Source organism: Aeromonas sp. LsrichE-8G, assembly GCF_022869435.1.
In the GTDB taxonomy this organism is placed as follows: Bacteria; Pseudomonadota; Gammaproteobacteria; order Enterobacterales; family Aeromonadaceae; genus Aeromonas; species Aeromonas caviae.
In genome coordinates this window covers 72575-94711 of record NZ_JALIHH010000032.1, presented here as the reverse complement: position 1 = coordinate 94711, position 22137 = coordinate 72575, and the positions used below count along the sequence as shown (strand labels likewise).

Below are 22137 nucleotides of genomic sequence, written 5' to 3'. Positions count from 1 at the left end.
ATATGCACTTGATGGAATATTTTTGGCGTTTTATTCCGTAAATGCCGCGTCAACTTATGTAAAGATGTTGTTAGGTTCGATTTTTACAATTTTATTGATTATTTTTTAACTTATCGATAAGTCGCTTGTCACTCCAGTGTCGATATCGAGAAAACGGTTTTTTGTAGTATTTTCATCTGCTTTTGTGGCGAGAGCGTTTTCCGGGGAACGGAGGGTGGGGGCGGCTATCCCTCTTCTATAGGTAAATAAGAAAGCAGTCCGACTTACCGTTAACTTGTTGATTTTGTTCTGCTTGATATGGATTAAAACACCTGTGTAATTAATTTTTTAATAATTAAAATCGAGTTGGACGGGTAGGCGTAGCAGTTTTTTATATTGAAGTTGGGTTTTTTGGAAAAAATCATCCGCGGGATATGCTGCGGGGGGACATTCCCGGTCGCAGACCGGGTTCTACTTGATTTTTGTTGCAGAGCTTTTACAGTGACCGAGCCGGATTGTCTGTCAATGCCAGTCAATTCAGTGAGTAATGCCAGGTAAGGATAGGCCCGTCACCGGATGTGACTGGCCATAAAAGAACAACAAGGACGAGGTTCCACCATGCTGTCGTATTTCCTACGTCGGATGCTTTTGATCATCCCGACGTTTCTCGGTATCACCCTGCTCGTCTTCACCATCACCCGCTTCGTGCCGGGCGGCCCGGTCGAGCGCATGCTGCTGCAGGCGCAGGTCTCGCAAAACGAGTCAGGCCGCTCCAGTGGCAGCAAGGGGGCGCAGGCACTCTCCGACGAACAGATTGAAGAGCTCAAGGCGTTCTACGGTCTCGACAAGCCCATGCTGGTCGCCTACTGGGACTGGTTGCAGAAGCTGGCGGTGCTGGATCTCGGGGAGTCGACCCGTTATTACGAGCCGGTGTGGGATCTCATCAAGGAGAGGTTGCCGGTGACCGCCTTCTTCGGGCTCGCCACCTTTCTGCTGAGTTATGCCGTCTCCATCCCGCTCGGGGTGGCCAAGGCGCTCAGGCACAACAGCCGCTTCGATTCCCTGAGCTCCATGCTCATCTACATGGCCTATGCGCTGCCCGCCTACGTGGTGGGGATCTTCCTCATCACCGTCTTTGCGTTCCATCTGGAGTGGTTGCCCATGGGGGGCTTCCCGGGGGACGAGTTTGACGGGATGGAGAGCAGCTGGGATCAGATCCGCACCGTCTTCGCCCACGCGCTGCTGCCGCTCATCGCCTACGCCATCGGGGATTTCGCCATCCTCACCATGACCATGAAGAACAGCCTGATGGAGAACCTGTCGGCGGATTATGTGCGCACCGCCGTGGCCAAGGGGTTGCCGTTTCGCAAGGCGGTGACCGATCACGCCATGCGCAACAGCCTGATCCCCATCGCGAGTCACTTAGGGTCGGTGCTCACCGTCTTCTTCGGGGGCTCCTTCCTCATCGAGACCATCTTCAACATCGACGGCATCGGCCTGCTCGGTTATGAGGCCATTGTCGAGCGGGATTACCCCACCGTCATGGGCATTCTGGCCATCACCTCCATGCTGATGCTGGTGGGCAACATTGTCTCCGACATCTGCGTTGCCCTGGTCGATCCCCGCGTGCGGTTTGGAGAGTGAGCATGAACCTGAATCCGGTAACTCTGAAAAAACTCAAGCGCTTCAAGTCGATAAAGCGCGGCTACTACTCCTTTGTCATCTTTTCGGTCCTGGTGGTCATCTCTCTGCTGGCGGAACTGCTGGTCAACAGCCGGGCCCTGGCGGTGAGTTATCAGGGGGAGCTCTATTTCCCCACCTATGGGGACGTGATCCCGGGCCAGCACTTCGGGCTCGACTACGAGTACGAGACCAACTACCGCCAGCTCAAGAGCCAATTTGCGAAGGAAGATAAGGGGGATTGGGTGTTGCTGCCCCTGGTCCCCTGGAACCCCTATGAGCAGGACTTCAAGGAGGAAGCCTATCCGCCCTATGCCCCGAGCCTGGTGGAGCGCCACTTCCTCGGCACCGACACCAGCGGTCGCGATGTATTGGCACGGCTGGTCTACGGCTTTCGCATCGCCATCGGCTTTGCCTTCATCGCGCTGGTGGCGAGCTATGTCATCGGGGTCAGCATCGGCTGCATGATGGGGTTCCTCGGCGGTCGGTTCGATCTCCTGATGCAGCGTTTCATCGAGATCTGGTCCCAGGTGCCCTTCCTCTACGTCATCATGATCCTGGTCTCCCTGGCCAAGCCGAACTTCGGCCTGTTCGTCGGTATCAACGTGCTGTTCGGCTGGATGGGGATCACCTGGTACATGCGCACCCTCACCTACAAGGAGCGGGCACGGGACTACGTGATGGCGGCGCGGGCCCAGGGGGCGAGCACCCGGCGCATCATCTTCAACCATATTCTGCCCAATACCCTGATGATGATCGTCACCCTGGCCCCGTTTGCCGTGGTGGGCAACATCTCCACCCTGACGGCGCTGGACTACCTGGGCTTTGGCCTGGCGCCGCCGACCCCGAGCTGGGGGGAGCTGCTCTCCCAGGGGATCAACAACCTCGACGCCATCTGGATCGTGAGTTCGGTGGTGGCGGCGGTGAGCCTGGTGCTCATCATGGTCTCCTTCATCGGGGAGGCCATCCGGGAGGCGTTCGATCCGCGCAAATTTACCCGTTATCAGTGAGCGATGGTGCCTTGCCAGGGCACATCGACAGGACCCTTAATGAAGACGCCCCCAGTGCAGGGGCATGACCAGGAAGTCAAACATGAACAATAAAATCAAATGGACAGGTGCTCTCTTTCTGCTGTTGAACGGATCCTGGGTGTGGGCGGCCAGCCTGCCCGCGGATCTGACGTGGGAGACCAACGACACCGACCCCGTGTTCGCCTCTCCCAAGGCGCTGCCCGGCGGCAACCTCAATCTCTTCGTCGACAGCTTCCCGTTGACGTTTCGCACCGTGGGGCCGGATTCCAACGGCTCGTTCCGCTCCTTCATCCTCGACAACCAGATGAGGCTCATCAGCTTCCATCCCAACACGGGCAACCCCATTCCGGCCCTGGCGAATGCCTGGGCCATCGCGCCAGACAGCCAGACCGTCTATTTCAGGCTCGACCCGCGCGCCAAGTGGTCCGACGGCAAGCCGGTCACCGCCGATGACTACACCTTCGGCTACGAGATGATGCGCTCCAAGGACATCAAGGGCCCCTGGTTCAACAACTACTACACCACCGAGGTGGTGGCAGTGGAGAAGATTGACGACCACACCATCCTGGTCAAGGCGGGCAGCCGCAAGGCCAAGCTCGATCTCCTCAACACCACCGAACTGTGGCCCCAGCCCAAGCACTACTACAAGATGGGCCCGAACTGGGTGAAGCAGTACAACTGGGCCGTGGTACCCACCACGGGCCCCTACGTGATGAGCGACGTGAAGAAGGGCAAGTCCGTCACCTTCAGCAAGCAGAAGGAGTGGTGGGCAAAAGACGATCGCTACAACCAGCACAGGTTCAACCTCGACACCATCAAGGTGCAGGTGATCCGCGACCACAACATCGCGTTCCGCCACTTCCTCAAGGGGGAGCTGGACACCTTCGAGATGATCCTGCCCAACTGGTGGCATGAGAAAGCGGTCACCCCGGAGTACAAGCAGGGATACGTGCAGAAGGTGATGGCCATGACCGACACCAAGCAGGGGGGACAGGGGGTTCACCTCAACGTGGCCAATCCCAAGCTGGCGGATCTCAACGTGCGGCTCGGCATTCAGCACGCCTTCAACATCGACAAGATGATAGAGACGGTGCTGCACGGCGATTATGACCGCGCTACCACCTTCGGCTCTGGCTTCGGGGCCTTCACCGACATCGCGCTCCCTGAGCGGGCCTACGACATCGCCAAGGCACGGGAGTACTTCGCCAAGGGCGGTTACGGCAAGCAGGGACCGGACGGCATCCTGCAAAACGACAAGGGAGAGCGGCTCACCCTGGCCCTCACCTACACCAGCCAGGAGCACTCCAAGCGGCTGACCGTGCTCAAGGAAGAGGCCAAGAAGGCGGGCCTGGATCTGGAGCTCAATCTGGTGGATGGCGCCACCGGCTTCAAGGTGATGCTGGAGAAGAAACACGAGGCGGCCTGGCTTGGCTGGGGGGGCGGCGGTCTCTATCCGCAATACTGGGAGTCCTTCCACTCCGACAACGCCAACAAGCCCCAGACCAACAACCTGTTCAACGTGGCTGACAAAGAGCTCGACAGCCTGATCGACGCCTACAACGTCGAGTTCGACATGGACAAGCGGGCCGCGCTTTCCCACCAGATCCAGCAGCGGATCTATGATCTCGCCATCTTCGTGCCCGGGGTTCAGCTCAACTACGTGCGAGCCAGCAGCTGGCGCTATGTGATGCTGCCGGAGGTGCCCGCCACCCGCAACACCCCGGATCTGCTCTACTGGCCCATGGATGGCTACCCCCACAGCAGTGGCGGCCTGCTCTGGATCGATCCCAAGGTGAAGGAGGAGACCCAGAAGGCCAAGGCTGACGGCAAGGCGCTGGCCCCCATCACCCTGATCGACAAGACCTATGCACATCATTGATGTGGTCCAGAAGGGAGCAGCAGTCATGCCCAACACACAGGCCACCGCCCCCGGCACCAGCGATCATGAGGGGCAGTCTCTGTCCCCCATCCTCGAGGTGCGGGATCTCGAGGTGGAGTTCGCCGTCGACGACGGCAAGATCAAGGTGCTCGACGGGGTCAGCTTCCAGGTCGCCCCGGGCAAGACCCTGGGGATAGTCGGCGAGTCCGGCTGCGGCAAGAGCGTCACCTCGCTGGCCATCATGGGGTTGCTGCCAAGGCCTCACGGTCAGGTGGTAGGGGGATCCATCCTCTTTCAGGGGGAGGAGCTGCTCAATCTGCCGCCGGAGCAGATGTACAAGGTGCGTGGCAACCGTATCTCCATGATCTTTCAGGAGCCCATGACGGCCCTCAACCCGGTGCAGACGGTCGGCGATCAGCTGATGGAGGTGTTTCGCCTCCACCGCCCCGATTACAGCAAGGCCCAGCGCCGTGACGCCGCCATCGCCATGTTGCAGAAGGTGGGGATCCCCGAGCCTGCCCAGCGTTTCGCGGCTTATCCCCACAATCTTTCCGGCGGCATGCGCCAGCGGGTGATGATCGCCATGGCGCTGGCCTGCGAACCGGCCCTGCTCATCTGCGACGAGCCGACCACGGCGCTCGATGTGACCATCCAGGCCCAGATCCTGGATCTGATGAAGGAGCTGCAAGCCCAGACCGGCATGGCCATCATCTTCATCACCCACGATCTCGGGGTGGTGGCGGAGCTGTGCGACGAGGTGGTGGTGATGTATGCCGGGCGTGCGGTGGAGCGGGCCGATATCTATGAACTGTTTGACCACCCGCGCCATCCCTATACTCATGGTCTGATGGCCTCGATCCCGCGTCTGGAAGATGTGCCAAAGAGCCTGCTCAAGACCATCAAGGGTCAGGTGCCCGCCCTGCACGAGATGCCGGCAGGGTGCCGTTTCTCCAACCGCTGCCCCCATGCCACGCCCCTTTGCGTGGAGACCATACCGGTGACCGAGCAGTTGAGCGAACGTCACGGGGTGGCCTGCCACCACTGGAAGGAGGTGAGCCTATGAACGGTCTGGTGTGGGGGCGGGGTGTCGCAGGGCAGCCAGGCGGCGGGAAGGCGACCAGGTCGTCTGCTGCCATGAATCGTCGGGGATGGAAGTCATGACCAGCTTGTTGTCGGTAAGCAATTTAAAGCAGCATTTCAAGATGGGTGGCGGTTTCTTGCGCAAGCAATACACCGTCTACGCGGTGGATGGCATCAGCTTTGATCTCAGGCAGGGGGAGACCCTTGGCCTGGTGGGAGAGTCGGGATGCGGCAAGTCCACCCTGGGGCGTTCGTTGCTCAAGCTGTTCGAGCCGAGCGCCGGCTCCATCACCTTCGAGGGGCGTGACATCACCCACCTCTCGCCCAAGGAGATGCGATCCCTGCGTCAGGAGATGCAGATCGTGTTCCAGGATCCCGCAGAATCCCTCAACAGCCGCCACACGGTGGGGCAGATCCTGGAGGAGCCTTTCATCATCCACGGCAAGGGCAACGCCGAACAGCGCCGGACATGGGTGCAGGAGCTGCTGGAGAAAGTCGGCTTGCCCGGCAGCGCGGTGGATCGCTACCCCCATGAGTTCTCTGGCGGCCAGCGCCAGCGCATCGGCATCGCTCGCGCCATCGCCCTCAAGCCCAAGCTGCTGGTGTGTGACGAGGCGGTGTCGGCGCTCGACGTGTCGGTGCAGTCCCAGATCGTGAACCTGCTGCTCAATCTGCAGCGGGAGATGAACCTCGCCATCATCTTCATCGCCCATGACCTGTCGGTGGTCAAGCACATCTCGGACAGGATTGCGGTGATGTATCTGGGCCGGATCGTCGAGCTGGCCGAGGCCCAGGCTCTCTACCTGGCACCGCGCCATCCCTATACCCAGGCGCTCATCTCCGCCATTCCGGTGCCGGATCCGCGGCGGCGCAGCCAGCGCATCCTGCTGACGGGGGATGTGCCGTCCCCCATCTCGCCGCCGAGTGGCTGCCATTTTCACCAGCGCTGCCCCCATGCAACGGATCTGTGCCGCACCCGCTCGCCCGCCCTTGAGGCGTGCGGCGGGCAGGGGCATCAGGTAGCCTGCCATTTCCCCTTGCCCGTGCAGGAGGCGGTGCCGTTGGGAAAGGCGATATGATGCCGGCGCCCGCCGCGTCGCGACCGGCATCGCTGCAAGGTGGCACCGAGGAGGCGCAATAGAGGCGGAAACGGGATAAAAAAATGGGGCCTGCGGGCCCCATCTTCATGGTTGGAGTTCAGGTTTGGCCGTGGGAATTCTGGCCCGGGCAGGACAGCGCCCCGATGGGGGTGGCTGTTGTGTGGATTGCTGAGTTGTTTTGTAGTTTTATTACGTTGCCAATTTCAACATCCGGACAGGCGATATCAGGCGCCATAACGGAAGTAGTAATTGCGGGTTGCAGGCGCATAAGTGTCTTTCTCTTCAGCACCTTTCTTGCTGGTTGCACCCTTCAGGTGGAACAGCACTGCCAGATTCTCGAACATATGATGACCTCGTTTCTCTGTGGTTCATGGGTTGTGTGACCTTGGTCACGTTCTGATCCTAGGGGCATATGTGAGCTGGATCAACTTTTTGTGTTGTAAATTTACATAAATCATGGAAAGGGTTTTCAAATGCAGACCTGTTCATGGATACGATTTCAAGCCAGGGCCGCGCGTGGAATCGGGGATATGAGAGAGGTGGCCGAGGAGGAAGCACAAAAAAGATGCCCCGCACGGGGCGGGGCATCGGTATGGTCGTGAGTTGGCTTACTTGGCCGGGATATGTTCCAGCACGTGAACCAGCAGTTGCCAGAAACGCTCGACCGCCGGGATGTGTACCTTCTCCCCCGGTGCGTGGGCGCCACGGATGGTCGGGCCGAAGGAGACCATGTCCCAGTCCGGGTAGGCGCTCTTGAACAGACCGCACTCGAGGCCTGCGTGGATCACCATGACGTTCGGCATCTCGCCAAACAGGGTCTGGTAGCTGCTTCGCACCAGCGCCATGACCGGTGAGTCGACGTTCGGGGCCCAACCCGGGTAGGCGCCGGTGAACTCGCAGCTGGCGCCGGCCAGGGTGAACAGGGAGCGGGTCATCTGCTCGATGTTCTCGCGACCGGAATCGATGAGGGAGCGGATCAGGCACTGCACATAGACTTCCCCCTCGAGTGTCTTGATGACACCCAGGTTGGTGGAGGTCTCGGTCACGCCCGGGATGGCGTCGCTCATGCGCATCACCCCGTTCGGGCAGGCCATCAGGGCATCCAGCAGGCGGCTTTGCAGGGACTCGCTCATGAGCTGGGCCGGTTTCTCCCGGGCGGTGAGCAGCACGGTGAGGTTGGCCTCGGTGGCGGCCAGCTCGCTCTGATAGATGCCGGCGTAGCGGTCCACCAGGGCCTTGAAGTCAGCCACGCTGGCGGCGGGCACCAGCAGGCTGGCACGGGCCTCGCGGGGGATGGCGTTGCGCAGGGTGCCGCCACTGAGATCGCCAAGGCGCACCCCCAGCGGTTCGGCGGCCTTGAGCAGACGCACCAGCAGCTTGTTGGCGTTGCCGCGGCCGCGATGGATGTCGACCCCGGAGTGGCCGCCGCGCAGGCCCTTGACCTGCAGCTCGAAACCTTCACCCTCGGTGGCAGCAACCCGCTCCAGGGGGAAGCGGATATTGGCATCCACCCCGCCGGCGCAGCCCATGTAGACCTCGCCATCCTCTTCGGAGTCGGTGTTGAGCAGGATCTCGCCCTCAAGCCAGCCCGCTTCCAGACCGAAGGCGCCGGTCATGCCGGTCTCTTCGTCGGTGGTCAGCAGCACTTCCAGCGGACCGTGCTTGATGGTCTTGTCGGCCAGCACGGCCAGGCAACCCGCCATGCCCATGCCGTTGTCGGCACCCAGGGTGGTACCGCGGGCGGTGACCCATTCGCCATCGATGTAGGCATCGATGGGATCGGTGGTGAAGTCGTGCTGGGTGTCGGCGTTGGCCTGGGGCACCATGTCGATGTGGGCTTGCAGCACCACGGCCTTGCGGTTTTCCATCCCCGGTGTGGCCGGTTTCTTGATGATGATGTTGCCGACGGCATCTTGCTTGACCGCCAGGCCTTCTCCCTGGGCCCATGCGACGATCCAGGCGCTCAGTTGGGCTTCGTGCTTGGAGGGGTGGGGGATGGAGCAGATCTGCTCGAAGAATTGCCAAATCAACTTGGGAGACAGAGAACTGAGCTGTGCCACGTCGGGACTCCTTACCAGCATGGAAAATGTCGGGCCCCACTCTGCGGGCCGGGGAAGAGGATAACGATAATACAGTCAATCACGCAAAAATGTGAGCGATCAGCGCAAATGACGCTCTGCTTGTGCTGGGAAAGGGAGCATGGATGGCGAACTTCACTGCCTGCCTTATTCGTGTCAGCACAACATCAATTATGTGATGTTGGTCACAAAAATATTGTCTTTTTGGCGGCGGGTGGTAAATTAGCCGCCGTGGCCAGCCCACTTGTCAGGATGACAATCAATGCCTCCAGGGAACCGAAGCAAAGCAAGTGCGCCTCCATGGAACCGAGTGTCAGTTCAAGGATGTGAACCCGCATTAAGGTACGTAACTTGTTAAGCAATCAGGAGTTTATGATGTCAGGCAGCAATTCAACCTATTGGTTTGCCCAATCTCTCTATACCCAGGGCTTCAACTACCCGAATCCCTACGCCACCCGCCGTTAAGGCTCGCAGGCGTCACAGGTAACAGCAGCAGGTGCGTGAGGATCCTCTCCTCCCCCTGCTATTTTTTTGCCCGAATGTCATGGAATGTGTGTCAAACGGCTAACCTGTCGGTGTCGCCGGAGCCCTCCCAAAAGGGCGACAGAGCGGAAGATGGCGGACATTTCCTGTTTTTCGCATACGTTTGCCGCTCAATTTATCCATAAAGAGTGCTATCATACCGGCCCAACAGCCGGCCCGAGCTCGGGAGTCCACCCGACATGGCCGCCAGCTACACCCCATCCCTGTTCGCATTGCATCCGTTTTTGCCGCCGAGGCGTCAGCCCCGAGGCCGAAAAAGTGCAAGCAAAATTCGGGAAACGGGGTGCCAGAATTGACCTGAACCCGTCTCTTTGCCGGGTTTCGCCTCATAAGTGATTGCTTTATAACTCGTTGAGATCGATAGCATGCCAAAAAAGTTTTATGTATCGTGGGATAACCTGCAACGCGAAGCGCGCCGTCTGGCCCGTCGTCAACTGCCTGTCAGCCAGTGGAAAGGGATCATCGCCGTCAGTCGCGGTGGTCTGGTGCCTGCGGCCCTGATGGCCCGCGAACTTGGCATTCGCAATGTCGAAACCCTCTGCATCTCCAGCTATGACCACGACAACCAGCGCGAGCTGGTGGTGGTGAAGGCTGCCACCACCGCAGGTGACGGCGAAGGCTGGCTGGTGGTGGACGATCTGGTGGACACCGGCGGCACCGCCAAGGCGATCCGCGAGCTCTACCCCAGAGCCAAGTTCATCACCATCTTCGCCAAGCCCATGGGCGAACCCCTGGTGGATGACTTCGAAGTCGCCATTCCGCAGGATACCTGGATTGAACAGCCCTGGGACATGGCGCTGGAGTTTGCCAAGCCGATCTGCGACGAAGCGTAATCGCTGCACCGGTCGCGACCAGTGACTCCCCGGTATTCGGGTGCTGACTGATCCGTCGTGATGCAAGGTTGACCACATTGAGCCCCTTTTGGGGCTCAATGTGTTTCTGGTGTGGCTGCTCGATGTGAAAAGTGGTTAAGATGGGACATTGTTTGAGACAGAAGAGCCACCATTTTGGAACCAAACGACGATACCAATCTGACGGAAAAGCTGTTTACCCGGGTCAAAAAGGTATTGGAAACTTCCGAAGTCTCCAACTCGAGCCCCGTCGACGAGCAAGACAGCGCACTGTCTGACAGCTTCATCGATGGCGCCCTGTCGCCCCGCTGGTATCGCCTGCTGCGCAGACCGACCTGGGCCTGGCAGGGGGCCGATCCCGTCGAGGTGGAGCAGACCCTGGCGCACATCGCCATGGGGCAGGGGGAGCGCAGTCACGAACGCTATCTGGACACCATCAAGGGCTATGTGCCCGGCAACTGGGTCTATGAGTGGAGTCAGCTCGCCGGCCGTTATTTCAATACGGGGCGGACGCTGCTGGGGGAAGGGGATCGCGCCGCGGCGCTGAAGAGCCTGCTCAAGGCCGTGCGCTACTACTCCATCGCAAGCTACCCCCACCTCAAGCACGACGAGCTGGCGGATCAGGCCCAGTTGCTCGGCAACATGGCCTATCGCGAGGCAGGACGCCTGTTCAAGGTGCCCCTCAAGGAGTTGCAGGTCCCGTTTCGGGGCAAGACCATCCAGGGCTACCTGCATCTGCCCACCACCGAGAAACCTGTGCCCCTGGTCATCGTCAGCGGTGGCATCGATTCGCTTCAGGTGGACTTCCTCAACTTCTATTTCAAGTGTCTCGAGCCCCACGGCATCGGGATGCTCTCCCTGGACATGCCGGGCACCGGCTATGCCGAGCACTGGCCCCTCGTGCAGGACACCAGCCGCCTGCACCAGGCGGTGCTCAACTACCTCTCGGAGGTGGCCTGGGTCGATCACCAGCGCATCGCCATGGTGGGGTTCCGCCTCGCCGGCAATGTGGCGGCCCGTCTCGCCTTCGTCGAGCCGTTCAAGCTTAGGACCGTGGTCTGCATCGGTGCCGGCATCAACCAGGTGTTCACCAATCAGGAGATGTTCGCCCGCTGCCCGCGCATGATGCGCGACGGGCTGGCGAACCGGCTGGGGGCGGACGCGGCCCAGTGGGATCTGCTGCGCACCAAGTGTCAGGTCTTCTCCCTCAAGACCCAGGGATTGCTGGGGAGTCGCACTTCCGTGCCGATATTGAGTATCGGGCACAAGAAAGATTTTATTTGTCCCGAGCAGGATGTCCGGGCATTGGCCGCTGCGAGTCGCAACGGCAAGGCGGTGGTGTTTGACAAGCAGCCACTGCTCGAGGTCTATGACGAGGCACTGAAAGAGACGGTAGATTGGCTCAAAAAGCACTTATGTACATGATATAAAACTAAAAATGTAACATCACCATGTGATGGTATGGCTTGTTCAACAGGGAGGTTAGCATGTCAGAAAGAGTGACTTACAAGCGATTGCTTCGGCAGTTCGCGGCCATTGGCCCCTATTTGCGTGAAGACCTGTGCGAGGAGGGCCGCTACCGCTTTGACTGCCTGTCCGTCTGCGTCAGCGCCAAGCCTGCCCCGGACAAGCGGGAGTTCTGGGGCTGGTGGCTGGTGCTGGAGCAGGCGGATCACAGCTTCAGCTACCACTATCAGACGGGGTTCTACAACGCGGACGGGGAGTGGATCGACAAGGCGCTGCCCAAGAAGCATCAGGCGGAAGTGGAACGCACCCTGCAACATTTCTACAAGCTCATCAGCGGCAAGTTGACCCAGCTGGAGTGCACCCTCTCCCCCGCGAAGCAGGTGACCGCCGAACTGAGCGTGACGGCAGCCTGATCCCCAAGCCCCGCATCTTCCCGGTGCGGGGTACCCCGATGCTTTGTCACCAAGCCCGCAACTGCCTGGCGAGGCTTAATTGCCTTGCAGGGCAGGGGGGCCGTGGGTATAAAGGGATTCCTTACTTTTCTAACCCTTCGTTCCCATGGAAAACAGAACCATAGTCGTCAAACTGGGCACCAGCGTGCTCACCGGGGGATCTGCCCGCCTCAACCGTGCCCACATGGTCGAGCTGGTCAGACAATGTGCCGCCTTGCATCGACACGGGCACCGTGTCGTGCTGGTCACGTCGGGGGCCATCGCCGCCGGTCGTGAGCATCTGGGCCACCCTCCGCTGGCGCCTACCCTGCCGAACAAACAGATGCTGGCGGCGGTGGGTCAGACCCAGCTCATCCGGGTATGGCAGGACCTGTTCAACCTCTACGGGCTGCACATCGGCCAGATGCTGCTGACCCGCGCCGACCTGGAAGACAGGGAGCGCTACCTCAATGCCCGCGACACCCTGCGCACTCTGCTTGATCACCGCATCATCCCCGTCATCAACGAGAACGACGCCGTGGCCACCGCCGAGATCAAGGTGGGGGACAACGACAACCTCTCCGCCCGTGCCGCCATCCTGGCGGATGCGGACTTGCTGATCCTGCTCACGGATCAGAAGGGGCTCTTCACCGCCGACCCGCGCACCAACCCGGATGCCCAGCTCATCGAAGAGGTGCAGACCATAGACGACACCCTGCGCTCCCTCGCCGGTGACAGCGTGAGCGGCCTTGGCACCGGTGGCATGGCCACCAAGTTGCAGGCCGCCGACGTGGCGCGCCGCGCCGGGGTGGACGTGGTGATCGCCACCGGCCAGATCCCGGAAGTGATCGGCCGCCTCGCCGCCGGGGAGCGGGTGGGGACCCTGTTCCCGGCCCTGGCATCTCCCCTGGAAGGGCGCAAGAGCTGGATCCTGGCAGGCCCCCCCCCTCACGGCGAAGTGCAGGTGGATCAGGGGGCCGTGGCCGCCATGCAGGAGAAGGGCTCCAGCCTGCTGCCCAAGGGCATCGTCGCGGTGAAGGGAGATTTCGTGCGTGGCGACGTGGTGCGTATCCTGGATCCCAAGGGGAGCGAGCTGGCTCGCGGCATCTGCCGTTACGACCATCTGGAGCTGGATCGGCTGCGGGGTGTCCACTCGGATCAGATTGAACAGGTATTGGGTTACGGCTATGGGGCCGTGGCCATCCACCGTGATGACATGGTGCTGCTCTGAACAGGGCGGCACCGCATGAACAAAAGGGAACTGTGATGAGTCTGGAGAAAATGGGGCAGGCGGCCCGTGAAGCCGCCTATCAACTGGCCACCGTCAGCACGGCACAGAAGAACCGGGCGCTGGCGGCCATCGCCGATGAACTGGAAGCACGCAGTGCCCAGATCCTGGCGGCCAACGAGAAAGACATCGCCGCCGGGCGCGAGGCGGGGCTCACGGAAGCCATGCTGGATCGCCTGCTGCTCAACCCGGCGCGCCTTGCCGGCATAGTGGCGGATGTGCGCAAGGTGATCACCCTGGACGATCCGGTCGGGGCCGAAATCGACAGCCGGGTGCTGGAGAATGGCCTGCGCCTCTCCCGTCGCCGGGTGCCCATCGGGGTCATCGGCGTCATCTACGAGGCGCGCCCCAATGTCACCATCGACATCGCCAGCCTCTGCCTCAAGACTGGCAACGCCAGCATTCTGCGCGGCGGTCGCGAGACCTTCCACTCCAACCTGGAGCTGGTGCGGGTGATCCAGCATGCCCTGGCGGCATCCGGCCTGCCCGAGGCGGCGGTGCAGTACATCGACAACCCGGACAGGGCGCTGGTGGCCGAGTTGCTGCGCCTCGACCGCTACGTGGACATGATCATCCCCCGCGGCGGCGCGGGTCTTCACAAGATGTGCAAGGAGAACAGCTCCATCCCCGTCATCATCGGCGGGTTCGGTATCAGCCATATCTTCGTGGACGAGAGCGCCGATCTGGCGCGTTCCCTGGCGGTCATCGAGAACGCCAAGGTGCAGCGCCCCTCCGCCTGCAACGCCCTCGATACCCTGCTGGTACACGAGAAGGTGGCGGCCACCTTGCTGCCGCAACTGGTGGCTCTGATGAACGAGCGCAAGGTGACCCTGGTGGGCGCGCCCAATGCCATGGCGCTGCTGGCTGGCAGCGACAACCTGTGCGACGCGGGGCCGGAAGATTTCGACACCGAGTGGCTGGGGCTGACCCTGGGGGTCAAGGTGGTGGCGGACGTCAACGAGGCGCTGGCCCATATGCGCGAGCACAACGCCGGCCACTCCGATGCCATCCTGACCAACTCCCTCGCCAATGCCGAGCGTTTCGTCAACGGGGCCGGTTCGGCGGCGGTCTATGTCAACGCCTCCACCCGCTTCACCGACGGCGGCCAGTTTGGCCTCGGGGCCGAGGTGGCGGTCTCGACCCAGATGCTTCACGCCCGTGGCCCCATGGGGCTGACCGAACTCACCAGCTACAAGTGGGTGGGGCAGGCGGATTATCTCAGCCGTGCCTGATCCAGGCACGCTGAGCAAGCAGGACAATGCCGACTCAGGTCGGCATTTTTGTGCTTTTTTATTGCTCGCAATCAATGGCTTGCATATAACTATCCAGCAGGATGCGGTGTCACCCGGGGCATCAGGCCAGCGACAGCAAGGGGAGCAACTTCAAGGATGAAGGGACAGGATAGGAGTGCGTGGTGGGGCAGCCTCTGGCTGAGCCTGCCACTGCTGCTGGGGGCGCTCTGTTTCAGCGGCGCCAGCCACGCCAGCTGGGACCAGGATCTCTATCGTCAGCTCGGCCTGGCGGGCAAGCTCGACAGCCGCGTGTTTCGCAAGGCCCTGGACGGTTACCAGAGCGTGCGCCACAAGCGAAAACCCATTCTCACCATCATCGACTACAGCAAGCCCTCGACCATGCGCCGGCTGTTCGTCATCGACGTCAAGCGCCACAAGCTGCTCTACCACACCTGGGTCAGCCACGGCCGCAATTCGGGGGAGCTGGCCGCCCGCCAGTTCTCCAATCAGATGAATTCCCGGCAAAGTTCCCTGGGGGTCTACCGCACCGCCGAGACCTATCAGGGCAAGCACGGTTACTCCCTGCGTCTCGACGGCCTCAGTCCCGGCAAGAACAGCAATGCCCGCAAGCGCGCCATCGTGGTGCACGGGGCGGACTACGCCAGCCCCAGGCATCTGCAGAAGTTTGACAAGCTGGGGCGCAGCTGGGGATGCCCGGCCCTGCCAAGGGAGCAGTCCAGGGCCATTATCGACACCATCAAGGGAGGGAGCGTCATCTATGCCCATGGCTGAGACCCTGCCCGCGAGCCTGCGGCGAGGGCGTCACCAGGACTGGTGGGCGGCGCTCTACCTTGCCGACGACCTCTCGTTATCCCTCGTGCACCGGTTCTGAGATGAGCATCCCATGGCAATGAACAGCAAAAAGGCCAGCATATGCTGGCCTTGGCGCATCAGGCGGGGATTATTTGCGGACCACCAGCACAGGGCAGGGAGCGTGGCGCACCACGGATTCCGCCACGCTGCCCACCAGCAGGTGGGTGATGCCGGAGCGGCCATGGCTGCCCATGACCACGAGATCCACCTTGTCTTCCTTCGCCTGGAGGACGATTTCATCGGCGGCGCGGCCAAAACGGACCTCGAACTTGGCCGGAATGGGCAGGCAGGCGACCAGCTCCTTGAGCTGACTCTTGGCCTGGCGTTCCATCTCGTGGGTGATCTCGATGGCCGTCATGTGCAGGATCTTGTAGCTGTCGAAGCCGTGCAGCTGATCCACCACGTGGACCAGTTTGAGCTCGGCCTGGTGGGTGTTGGCCATGAAGACGGCGTAGTCGAGTACCGCTCTGGACATCTCGGAGAAATCGACGGGGCAGAGCAGGGATTTGATGGTTGGCATGAGAATCTCCCCTCAAGTTGGGCTACTAATGAATCTTGTTTGCCATGATACGCTGTGGGGCGACAATAACCCTCGACCCGCTCGCAAAATGGGGAAAATGTCGGCCGGGACTCTGTTTTTCTATGCTATCTGTATGCCTGAACGGGCCGTCCGGCGGTGAGCATCTGCCGAGTGCCATATCACTGAGGATATTCATGGTTCGTCTTTTTCTGTTCTGTTGCCTGCTGATCACCTCGTTCGTGCGGGCAGACACCATACACGTCTATTGCGACGACTGGCCCGGCTTCTGTCACCGGGACGGCAAGGGGGTCTATCTGGATGTGGTTCGAGCCATCTATGAACCCCTGGGGCACGAGGTGAAGCTTCACATGGTGCCTTACAAACGGGCACTGGCGGTGGTGTCGCAAAAGGAGGGGGACATGGCGATGGGGGTCTATCGGGGAGAAGTGCCCGGGGTCCATCAGCCCGACTACCCCGACTCGGCGGACTACGTGAGCGTGGTGATGCAAAAGCGCTGGCTGCCGCACTGGGCAGGGGAGCACAGCCTCAAGGAGCAGGAGGTGCTCTGGCTGAGGGGGTGGGCCTTTGACAAGTTCATCCCGGAGCCGATGCGCTGGTTCGAGATAGACAGCCACGAGATGGCGCTGCAATTGCTGATCAAGGGGCGTTACCGCTACTACCTGACCGACGGCGCCCTCTACCCCGAAGGCTCCCTTCCCCCCGAGCTGGTACAGGTATTCCTGCGCTGGATCCCGACCTACCCCATCTTCGCCGATACCCCGAAGGGCAGGCAGTTGCACGGGCTCTGGGATCCCGGCATGCGCACCCTGATAAGGCAGGGCAAGCTGGCGGAGATCTATCGGCAGAACAAGCTCTACGACTACTACCAGGACTTTCTCAGGGAGCAGGTGGTGCGGGCGAACAAGCCACAGCCCTAGCTGTCGGGCCTGATGCCGTCATCGGGCCCCTCTTGCCCCGCCCTTAGTCTTTGGCTCTGAGCGTCTTGGCCAACCGGTCATAGAGGATGACGTTGACCGAGGCGGCCAGGTTCATGCAACCCTGAGTCGGCACATAGATGACCTCCTTCACCGCCGCGAAGCGGGCGGGTTCCAGGGTGCCATCCTCCGGGCCGAAGATGTAGAAGGCTCTCTCGGGGTGCACGTAATCCGGCAGGGGCGTGGCCCCCTCGATCAAATCCACCAGCACAGGGGTGCAGCCCTCGGGCACGAAGTCCAGCAGCTCCTCGACCCCGAGCAGGGGGATCTTCTCCACCATCTGCTTGGTGTCGGTGACAAAACGCCTCGCCAGCTCGAAGCGCTGCCCCGTGTAGTAGACTTCGTCCGCCCCGTAGCAGCCGGCGGCCCGCATCACGGCACCCACGTTCTCCGGGGATTTGGGATTGACCAGCCCGATGGCGCAATAGTCCCCTCTCTCCCGGGCATCTGCCCGGTGCTGCCCGGCAGCGTCTTCATCTGACACTTTCATCTCTCTCTCCTGTGTGGCGGCGCATTATACCCCCGGTGGGCCCCTTGCCCAGCGTGCGGGGCGGATTCCCGCAAGGCGGGCCCAACAAGGGGGCGGCTGCACCGTGGCGGCGCAGCCCGACACCCTGATGCGCAATGGCGGCGCCCCTTGCATCCTGGCGCGGGGTTTGCAGTCACTTCCCCATACAAGACGATGAGGCATCCGGACAAAGGCGTCCGTCCCCGCAGGGGGGCGGACGCTTTTTTTATGGGCCCCTCGTCAGACACATGACAAGGAGCAAGGGAATGAAGACCACCTGTGCCTATTGCGGAGTGGGGTGCGGCATCCGGCTGAGCCGGGAGGGTGACAACTGGCAGTTGCAGGGGGATGAGCAGCATCCGGCCAATGGCGGCGCCCTGTGCGTCAAGGGAGCCAGCCTGCTGGAGAGCCTGGCCTTTCCCGATCGCCTGCTCTATCCGCGCTGGATGGGGCAGCGCATCGGCTGGGAGGAGGCCCTGGACACCCTGGCGGAGCGTTTTGCCGCCATCCTGGCCGAGTCCGGGCCGGATGCCATCGGCATCTATCTGTCGGGCCAGCTGACCACCGAGGATTACTACGTCGCCAACAAGCTGATGAAGGGGTACCTCGGCAGTGCCAACGTGGACACCAACTCCCGGCTCTGCATGTCGTCGGCGGTGGTGGCCCACCAGCGCGCCTTCGGGGAGGATCTGGTGCCCGCCTGCTACGAGGATCTCGAGCTCGCCGATCTGGTGGTGCTCACCGGTGCCAACACCGCCTGGACCCATCCCGTGCTGTTTCGCCGCCTGCAGCAGGCCAGGGCGCGGCGCCCCGAGCTCAAGCTGGTGGTGCTGGATCCCCGCCGCACCATGACGGCGGAGCAGGGGGATCTGCACCTGGCACTCAAACCCGGCAGCGACGTGACGCTCTGGAACGGCCTGTGCCGCTACCTGCTCGATGTCGATGGCTGGGACAAGGCCTATGTGGCGCAGCACGTGAGCGGCTTCGAGGCGTTGGCGGCGGCGCTGGACGATCCGGCCTGGCAGTTGGACGAGGTGGCCCGCAGCTGCGGCCTCTCCCGCAGCGATCTGATCGGTTTCTACCAGCTCTTTGCCCGTACCCCCAAGACCGTCACCCTGTTCTGCCAGGGGATCAACCAGTCCAACCAGGGGGTGGACAAGGCCAACGCCATCATCAACGCCCACCTGATGTGCGGTCGCATCGGCAAGCCGGGGGCGGCTCCCTTCTCCATGACGGGGCAACCCAACGCCATGGGAGGGCGCGAGGTGGGAGGGCTCGCGACCCAGCTCGCCGCCCACATGGGCTTTGGCGAGGCCGAGTGCGATCGGGTACAGCGCTTCTGGGGAAGCCCGACCATGGTGCGCGGGCCAGGGCACAAGGCCGTCGAGCTGTTCGAGGCGGTGCACCGGGGGGAGATCCGCGCGCTCTGGGTGCTCGGCACCAACCCGGCGGTCTCCCTGCCGGACGGCAACCGGGTGCGCGAGGCCCTGAGCCGCTGCGAGCTGCTGGTGGTCTCCGAGGTGACGGCCAACACCGACACGGCGCGCCTCGCCCACCTGCTGTTGCCTGCCGCCGCCTGGGGGGAGAAGAGCGGCACCGTCACCAACTCCGAGCGCACCATCAGCCGCCAGCGCGCCTTCCTGCCCCTGCCGGGGGAGGCCAGGCCCGACTGGTGGGCCCTGACCCGGTTCGCCCGTCGGCTCGGCTTTGGCGAGGGGTTCGCCTATGAGCACGAGCACGAGATCTTCTGCGAGCATGCCGCCCTCTCCGGCTTTGAGAACGACGGATCCCGCCAGTTCGACATCTCCGGGCTGGCGGGTCTCACCCGTGCCGAATTCGAGGCGTTGGAACCCTTGAGCTGGCCCGTCAACGCCGACTGGCCCCGTGGACGGGATCGCCTGTTCGAGGACGGACGCTTTGCCACCTCGGATGGCCGGGCCCGCCTGCTGCCCCTGGCCCAGCGCTTCCCCGAGCAGCCAGAAACGCCCCCGCTTGCAGGGGCTGTCTCCCTGCTCCTCAACAGTGGCCGCCTGCGGGATCAGTGGCACACCATGACCCGCACCGGCCACGTGCCCCGGTTGCAGGAGGCCGAGCCCTGGCCCAGGGTACGAATGGGAGCCGCCAGCCTGCTGGCGCTTGGCGTGAAGGAGGGGGATCTGGTGCGCCTTTGCAACGGGCTCGGGGAGGCGCTGCTGCTGGTGGGGCTGGATGAGGGGCTCAGGGAGGGGGAGGCCTTCCTGCCCATGCACTGGACCGACAGCCAGTGCAGCCAGGGGGCGGTCAACCGCCTCATCGCCCCCGTGGTGGATCCCCTCTCGGGCCAGCCGATGTTCAAACAGGGGCGTGTGCAGGCCAGGGCGCAGCTCACCCGCTGGCAAGGGCTCTGGTGTGGCCGGGGTGAGTGGCGCGAGCCGGTGGACTGGTGGGCCAGGCGCCCCCTGCCCGAGGGGAACTGCACCCTGCTGGCCTCCTGGTCAGAGAGCACAGAGAGCCTGTGGCAACGGCTGGGGGCCGAGGGGCACTGGCTCAGGCTGCCCATGAAGGAGGGGTGGCTGGCCGTGGCCCTGGCCGGAGATCGCATCGAGGGGATCCTGCTGGTGGGGGCGCGGCGCCCGGACATCAAGGTCGACCTGCTGGCCAGTCTGCTCGGCACGCCGCTCCAGGCGGGGGCCCTGAGCCAGACCCTGAGCCAGGCCCTGGCCGGGGAGAGCCGGCTGGTCTGCTCCTGCCTGCGGGTCTCGGAGCAGCGCATCGTCGATGCCATCACCCGGCAGGGGGTGAGCGAGTTGGCGGGGCTGCAGGCCCTGCTCGGCTGTGGCAGCAACTGCGGCACCTGTCTGCCCGAAATCGACAAGCTGTTGATCAAACATGTTTTCCTGGCATCCGCTTAGTGCGGTGCCAGGACACAAGGAGCCTGAGATGAGCCAAATCAGTCTGGTGGGAGCGGGCCCCGGGCCCCTCGAATTGTTGACCCTGCGCGCCCTGCACCGTCTGGAGGCGGCAGAGGTCGTGGTCTATGACCGCCTGGTGGGGAGCGAGATCCTGGCCCGCATTCCCCACGGGGCGGCCCGCTTCGACGTGGGCAAACGCTGTGGTGAACCGAGCCCGACCCAGGAGGAGATCAACGCCCTGCTGCTGGCCCTGGCCCGCACGGGCAAGCGGGTGGTGCGCCTCAAGGGAGGGGATCCCCTGGTGTTCGGGCGCGGTGGCGAGGAGGCGCTGCACCTGGCCCGGCACGGCATTGAGGCCGAGCTGGTGCCGGGGATCACGGCGGCCCTGGGGTGCGCCGCCAGCAGCTTCATTCCCCTGACCCACAGGGGGCTGGCCCGCTCCCTGACCCTGGTGACGGGGCACCTGATGGACGAGCGCGACTATCAGGGCTGGCAGGGGTTGACCCGGGCGGGCCACACCCTGGTGTTCTACATGGGGCTGGAGCGGGCGGCCCGCATTCGGGAAGGGATGTTGAGGGCGGGGGCTCCGGGCGCGCTGCCGGTGGCCCTGGTGGTGGCTGGCTGCAGCCCCCGCCAGCAGGTGCACGAGGCCACGCTCGATGGCCTGGAGCAGGCCGCCCGTGCCCTGCTGGGCCAGAGCCCGGTGCTGATCATCATGGGGGAGGTAGTGCGGCTGCGCGCCGAGCTGCAGGGGCTGCTGACGGAGGCCCTGGAACGGGTCGCCTGAGGGGCGATTTTCCCTCTACCCCCACTACCTCCTGATAGATAAAAAGGAGGTAGATTCAAAGAGTTGGCCTTCATGTTGCGGCATTTTCGCCAGACAGAACGCGATCGTCGCCGGCAAGGAGCGCCATGACCACTTTTTCCACCCGGGGCCAGGACGGCCCCGCTTCCCGGCTGTTGATCCACGCCGATGACCCGGGCCAGGCGAACCGCCTGGCCCTGCTGGTCAGTCACTACGGCCATCAGCCCGGGATCCTCGATACCCGCCAGTTGCTGACTCCGACGCAGAGGGGGGATGCCCTGCTCGTCAGTTGCCGCCAGTTCAGCGCCGAGGTACGCCTTGGCCTCTCCCTTTGGCCCGACATGCCGCGGCTCTTGTTCTGCGAGCGGCTGGGGGGCGATACCCAGCTCGCCCTGTTGCAGCAGGGGGTGTTGCTGGTGCCCCACCCTTGCGGCGAGCGTGAGCCGGTGGAGCAGTGGCTGCGTCTGGCCCGCAGTCAGCTCGCCATGGTGCAGGCCCTGATGCAGACCGAGAGCGAGCTGCGCCAGAAGCTGGAGGATAGGCGGCTCATCGAGCAGGCCAAGGGACGCCTGATGCGCCATCAGGGGCTGGACGAGGACGAGGCCTATCGCCTGATGCGCAGCACCGCCATGAGCCGTCACCTGAGCCTGGGTGAGCTGGCGCGGCAACTGCTGCAGGCTTTGCCCGCCTGAGCGCTCCCGTGGCCAACCGTTTTGGTGCAACTGCGCCTAATTGAGGCAAATTTGAGGGAGGATCAGGGCTCCACAGGCCGCAAAGGGCCGCCTGATGCACCCTGGACGAGCTGGCACGGAAAGTGAATAACAAAAACACGATAGCAATGAAGTAATGATGCGCAGTGAGGGGCCGGTCAGGCCACTCACCCGCAACAGGGCAAAGAAGCCCCGC

18 protein-coding genes are annotated in these 22137 nt (G+C 62.6%); 15 read left to right on the top strand and 3 right to left on the bottom strand.

Translation table 11 applies throughout. The annotated features are described in order from the left end of the window. Positions 1–597: 597 nt before the first annotated feature. The 5 genes from MUW49_RS07035 to MUW49_RS07015 all read left to right on the top strand — a co-directional run bounded on the left by MUW49_RS07035 (position 598) and on the right by MUW49_RS07015 (position 6728). Positions 598–1623, top strand: a complete 1026-nt coding sequence (locus tag MUW49_RS07035; protein ID WP_010675471.1) for an ABC transporter permease subunit — start codon at positions 598–600, stop codon at positions 1621–1623. 2 nt (positions 1624–1625) lie between these two features. After that, positions 1626–2669: an ABC transporter permease subunit gene (locus MUW49_RS07030; protein WP_162624619.1), complete on the top strand. Its 1044-nt coding sequence runs from the start codon at positions 1626–1628 to the stop codon at positions 2667–2669. Positions 2670–2751: 82 nt separating this feature from the next. After that, positions 2752–4569: an extracellular solute-binding protein gene (locus MUW49_RS07025; protein ID WP_043154299.1), complete on the top strand. Its 1818-nt coding sequence runs from the start codon at positions 2752–2754 to the stop codon at positions 4567–4569. A gap of 25 nt (positions 4570–4594) precedes the next feature. Beyond that, complete coding sequence (locus tag MUW49_RS07020) at positions 4595–5632, top strand: ABC transporter ATP-binding protein (protein ID WP_201956805.1); 1038 nt, start codon at positions 4595–4597, stop codon at positions 5630–5632. Between the two features lie 94 nt (positions 5633–5726). Further along, on the top strand, positions 5727–6728 hold the full coding sequence (locus tag MUW49_RS07015; RefSeq protein WP_041212969.1) for a dipeptide ABC transporter ATP-binding protein: 1002 nt from the start codon (positions 5727–5729) through the stop codon (positions 6726–6728). A 629-nt stretch (positions 6729–7357) separates the two neighbouring features. Here MUW49_RS07015 and MUW49_RS07010 read toward each other — a convergent pair. Then, the gene (locus MUW49_RS07010; RefSeq protein WP_039040348.1) at positions 7358–8809 is read right to left on the bottom strand and encodes an aminoacyl-histidine dipeptidase; all 1452 of its coding nucleotides are present in this window, start codon (positions 8807–8809) and stop codon (positions 7358–7360) included. A 926-nt stretch (positions 8810–9735) separates the two neighbouring features. Between MUW49_RS07010 and gpt the strand changes: the two genes are divergently transcribed. From gpt to MUW49_RS06980, 6 genes are all read left to right on the top strand, one after another. Then, positions 9736–10203 carry a xanthine phosphoribosyltransferase gene (gene gpt / locus MUW49_RS07005; protein WP_039040347.1) on the top strand — a complete coding sequence of 156 codons (468 nt, stop codon included), beginning with the start codon at positions 9736–9738 and terminating at the stop codon, positions 10201–10203. Between the two features lie 174 nt (positions 10204–10377). After that, a complete protein-coding gene (gene frsA, locus MUW49_RS07000; RefSeq protein ID WP_010675462.1) occupies positions 10378–11646 on the top strand; it encodes an esterase FrsA in 1269 nt (422 codons plus the stop codon). 62 nt (positions 11647–11708) lie between these two features. After that, on the top strand, positions 11709–12101 hold the full coding sequence (crl, locus tag MUW49_RS06995) for a sigma factor-binding protein Crl (protein WP_039040346.1): 393 nt from the start codon (positions 11709–11711) through the stop codon (positions 12099–12101). A 145-nt stretch (positions 12102–12246) separates the two neighbouring features. Further along, the gene (gene proB / locus MUW49_RS06990; protein ID WP_010675460.1) at positions 12247–13350 is read left to right on the top strand and encodes a glutamate 5-kinase; all 1104 of its coding nucleotides are present in this window, start codon (positions 12247–12249) and stop codon (positions 13348–13350) included. 32 nt (positions 13351–13382) lie between these two features. Continuing rightward, a complete protein-coding gene (locus MUW49_RS06985) occupies positions 13383–14639 on the top strand; it encodes a glutamate-5-semialdehyde dehydrogenase (RefSeq protein ID WP_262512438.1) in 1257 nt (418 codons plus the stop codon). 156 nt (positions 14640–14795) lie between these two features. After that, positions 14796–15431: a murein L,D-transpeptidase catalytic domain family protein gene (locus MUW49_RS06980; protein WP_042016892.1), complete on the top strand. Its 636-nt coding sequence runs from the start codon at positions 14796–14798 to the stop codon at positions 15429–15431. 169 nt (positions 15432–15600) lie between these two features. Here MUW49_RS06980 and MUW49_RS06975 read toward each other — a convergent pair whose 3' ends face one another. After that, positions 15601–16032: a universal stress protein gene (locus tag MUW49_RS06975; RefSeq protein WP_041212463.1), complete on the bottom strand. Its 432-nt coding sequence runs from the start codon at positions 16030–16032 to the stop codon at positions 15601–15603. A gap of 194 nt (positions 16033–16226) precedes the next feature. On the opposite strand from MUW49_RS06975, the gene MUW49_RS06970 reads away from it, so the two are divergent. Continuing rightward, positions 16227–16970 carry a hypothetical protein gene (locus MUW49_RS06970; RefSeq protein ID WP_042865053.1) on the top strand — a complete coding sequence of 248 codons (744 nt, stop codon included), beginning with the start codon at positions 16227–16229 and terminating at the stop codon, positions 16968–16970. Positions 16971–17013: 43 nt separating this feature from the next. Here MUW49_RS06970 and MUW49_RS06965 read toward each other — a convergent pair whose 3' ends face one another. Further along, entirely contained in the window at positions 17014–17517 is a 504-nt protein-coding gene (locus MUW49_RS06965; RefSeq protein ID WP_151028079.1) for an RNA methyltransferase, read from the bottom strand. Between the two features lie 284 nt (positions 17518–17801). On the opposite strand from MUW49_RS06965, the gene MUW49_RS06960 reads away from it, so the two are divergent. The 3 genes from MUW49_RS06960 (at position 17802) to MUW49_RS06950 (ending at position 21923) form a co-directional block, all read left to right on the top strand. Beyond that, on the top strand, positions 17802–20426 hold the full coding sequence (locus MUW49_RS06960; RefSeq protein WP_227263450.1) for a nitrate reductase: 2625 nt from the start codon (positions 17802–17804) through the stop codon (positions 20424–20426). Positions 20427–20454: 28 nt separating this feature from the next. Beyond that, positions 20455–21213, top strand: a complete 759-nt coding sequence (cobA, locus tag MUW49_RS06955; RefSeq protein WP_010675453.1) for a uroporphyrinogen-III C-methyltransferase — start codon at positions 20455–20457, stop codon at positions 21211–21213. A 125-nt stretch (positions 21214–21338) separates the two neighbouring features. Further along, the gene (locus MUW49_RS06950) at positions 21339–21923 is read left to right on the top strand and encodes an ANTAR domain-containing protein (RefSeq protein ID WP_010675452.1); all 585 of its coding nucleotides are present in this window, start codon (positions 21339–21341) and stop codon (positions 21921–21923) included. Positions 21924–22137 lie beyond the last annotated feature (214 nt).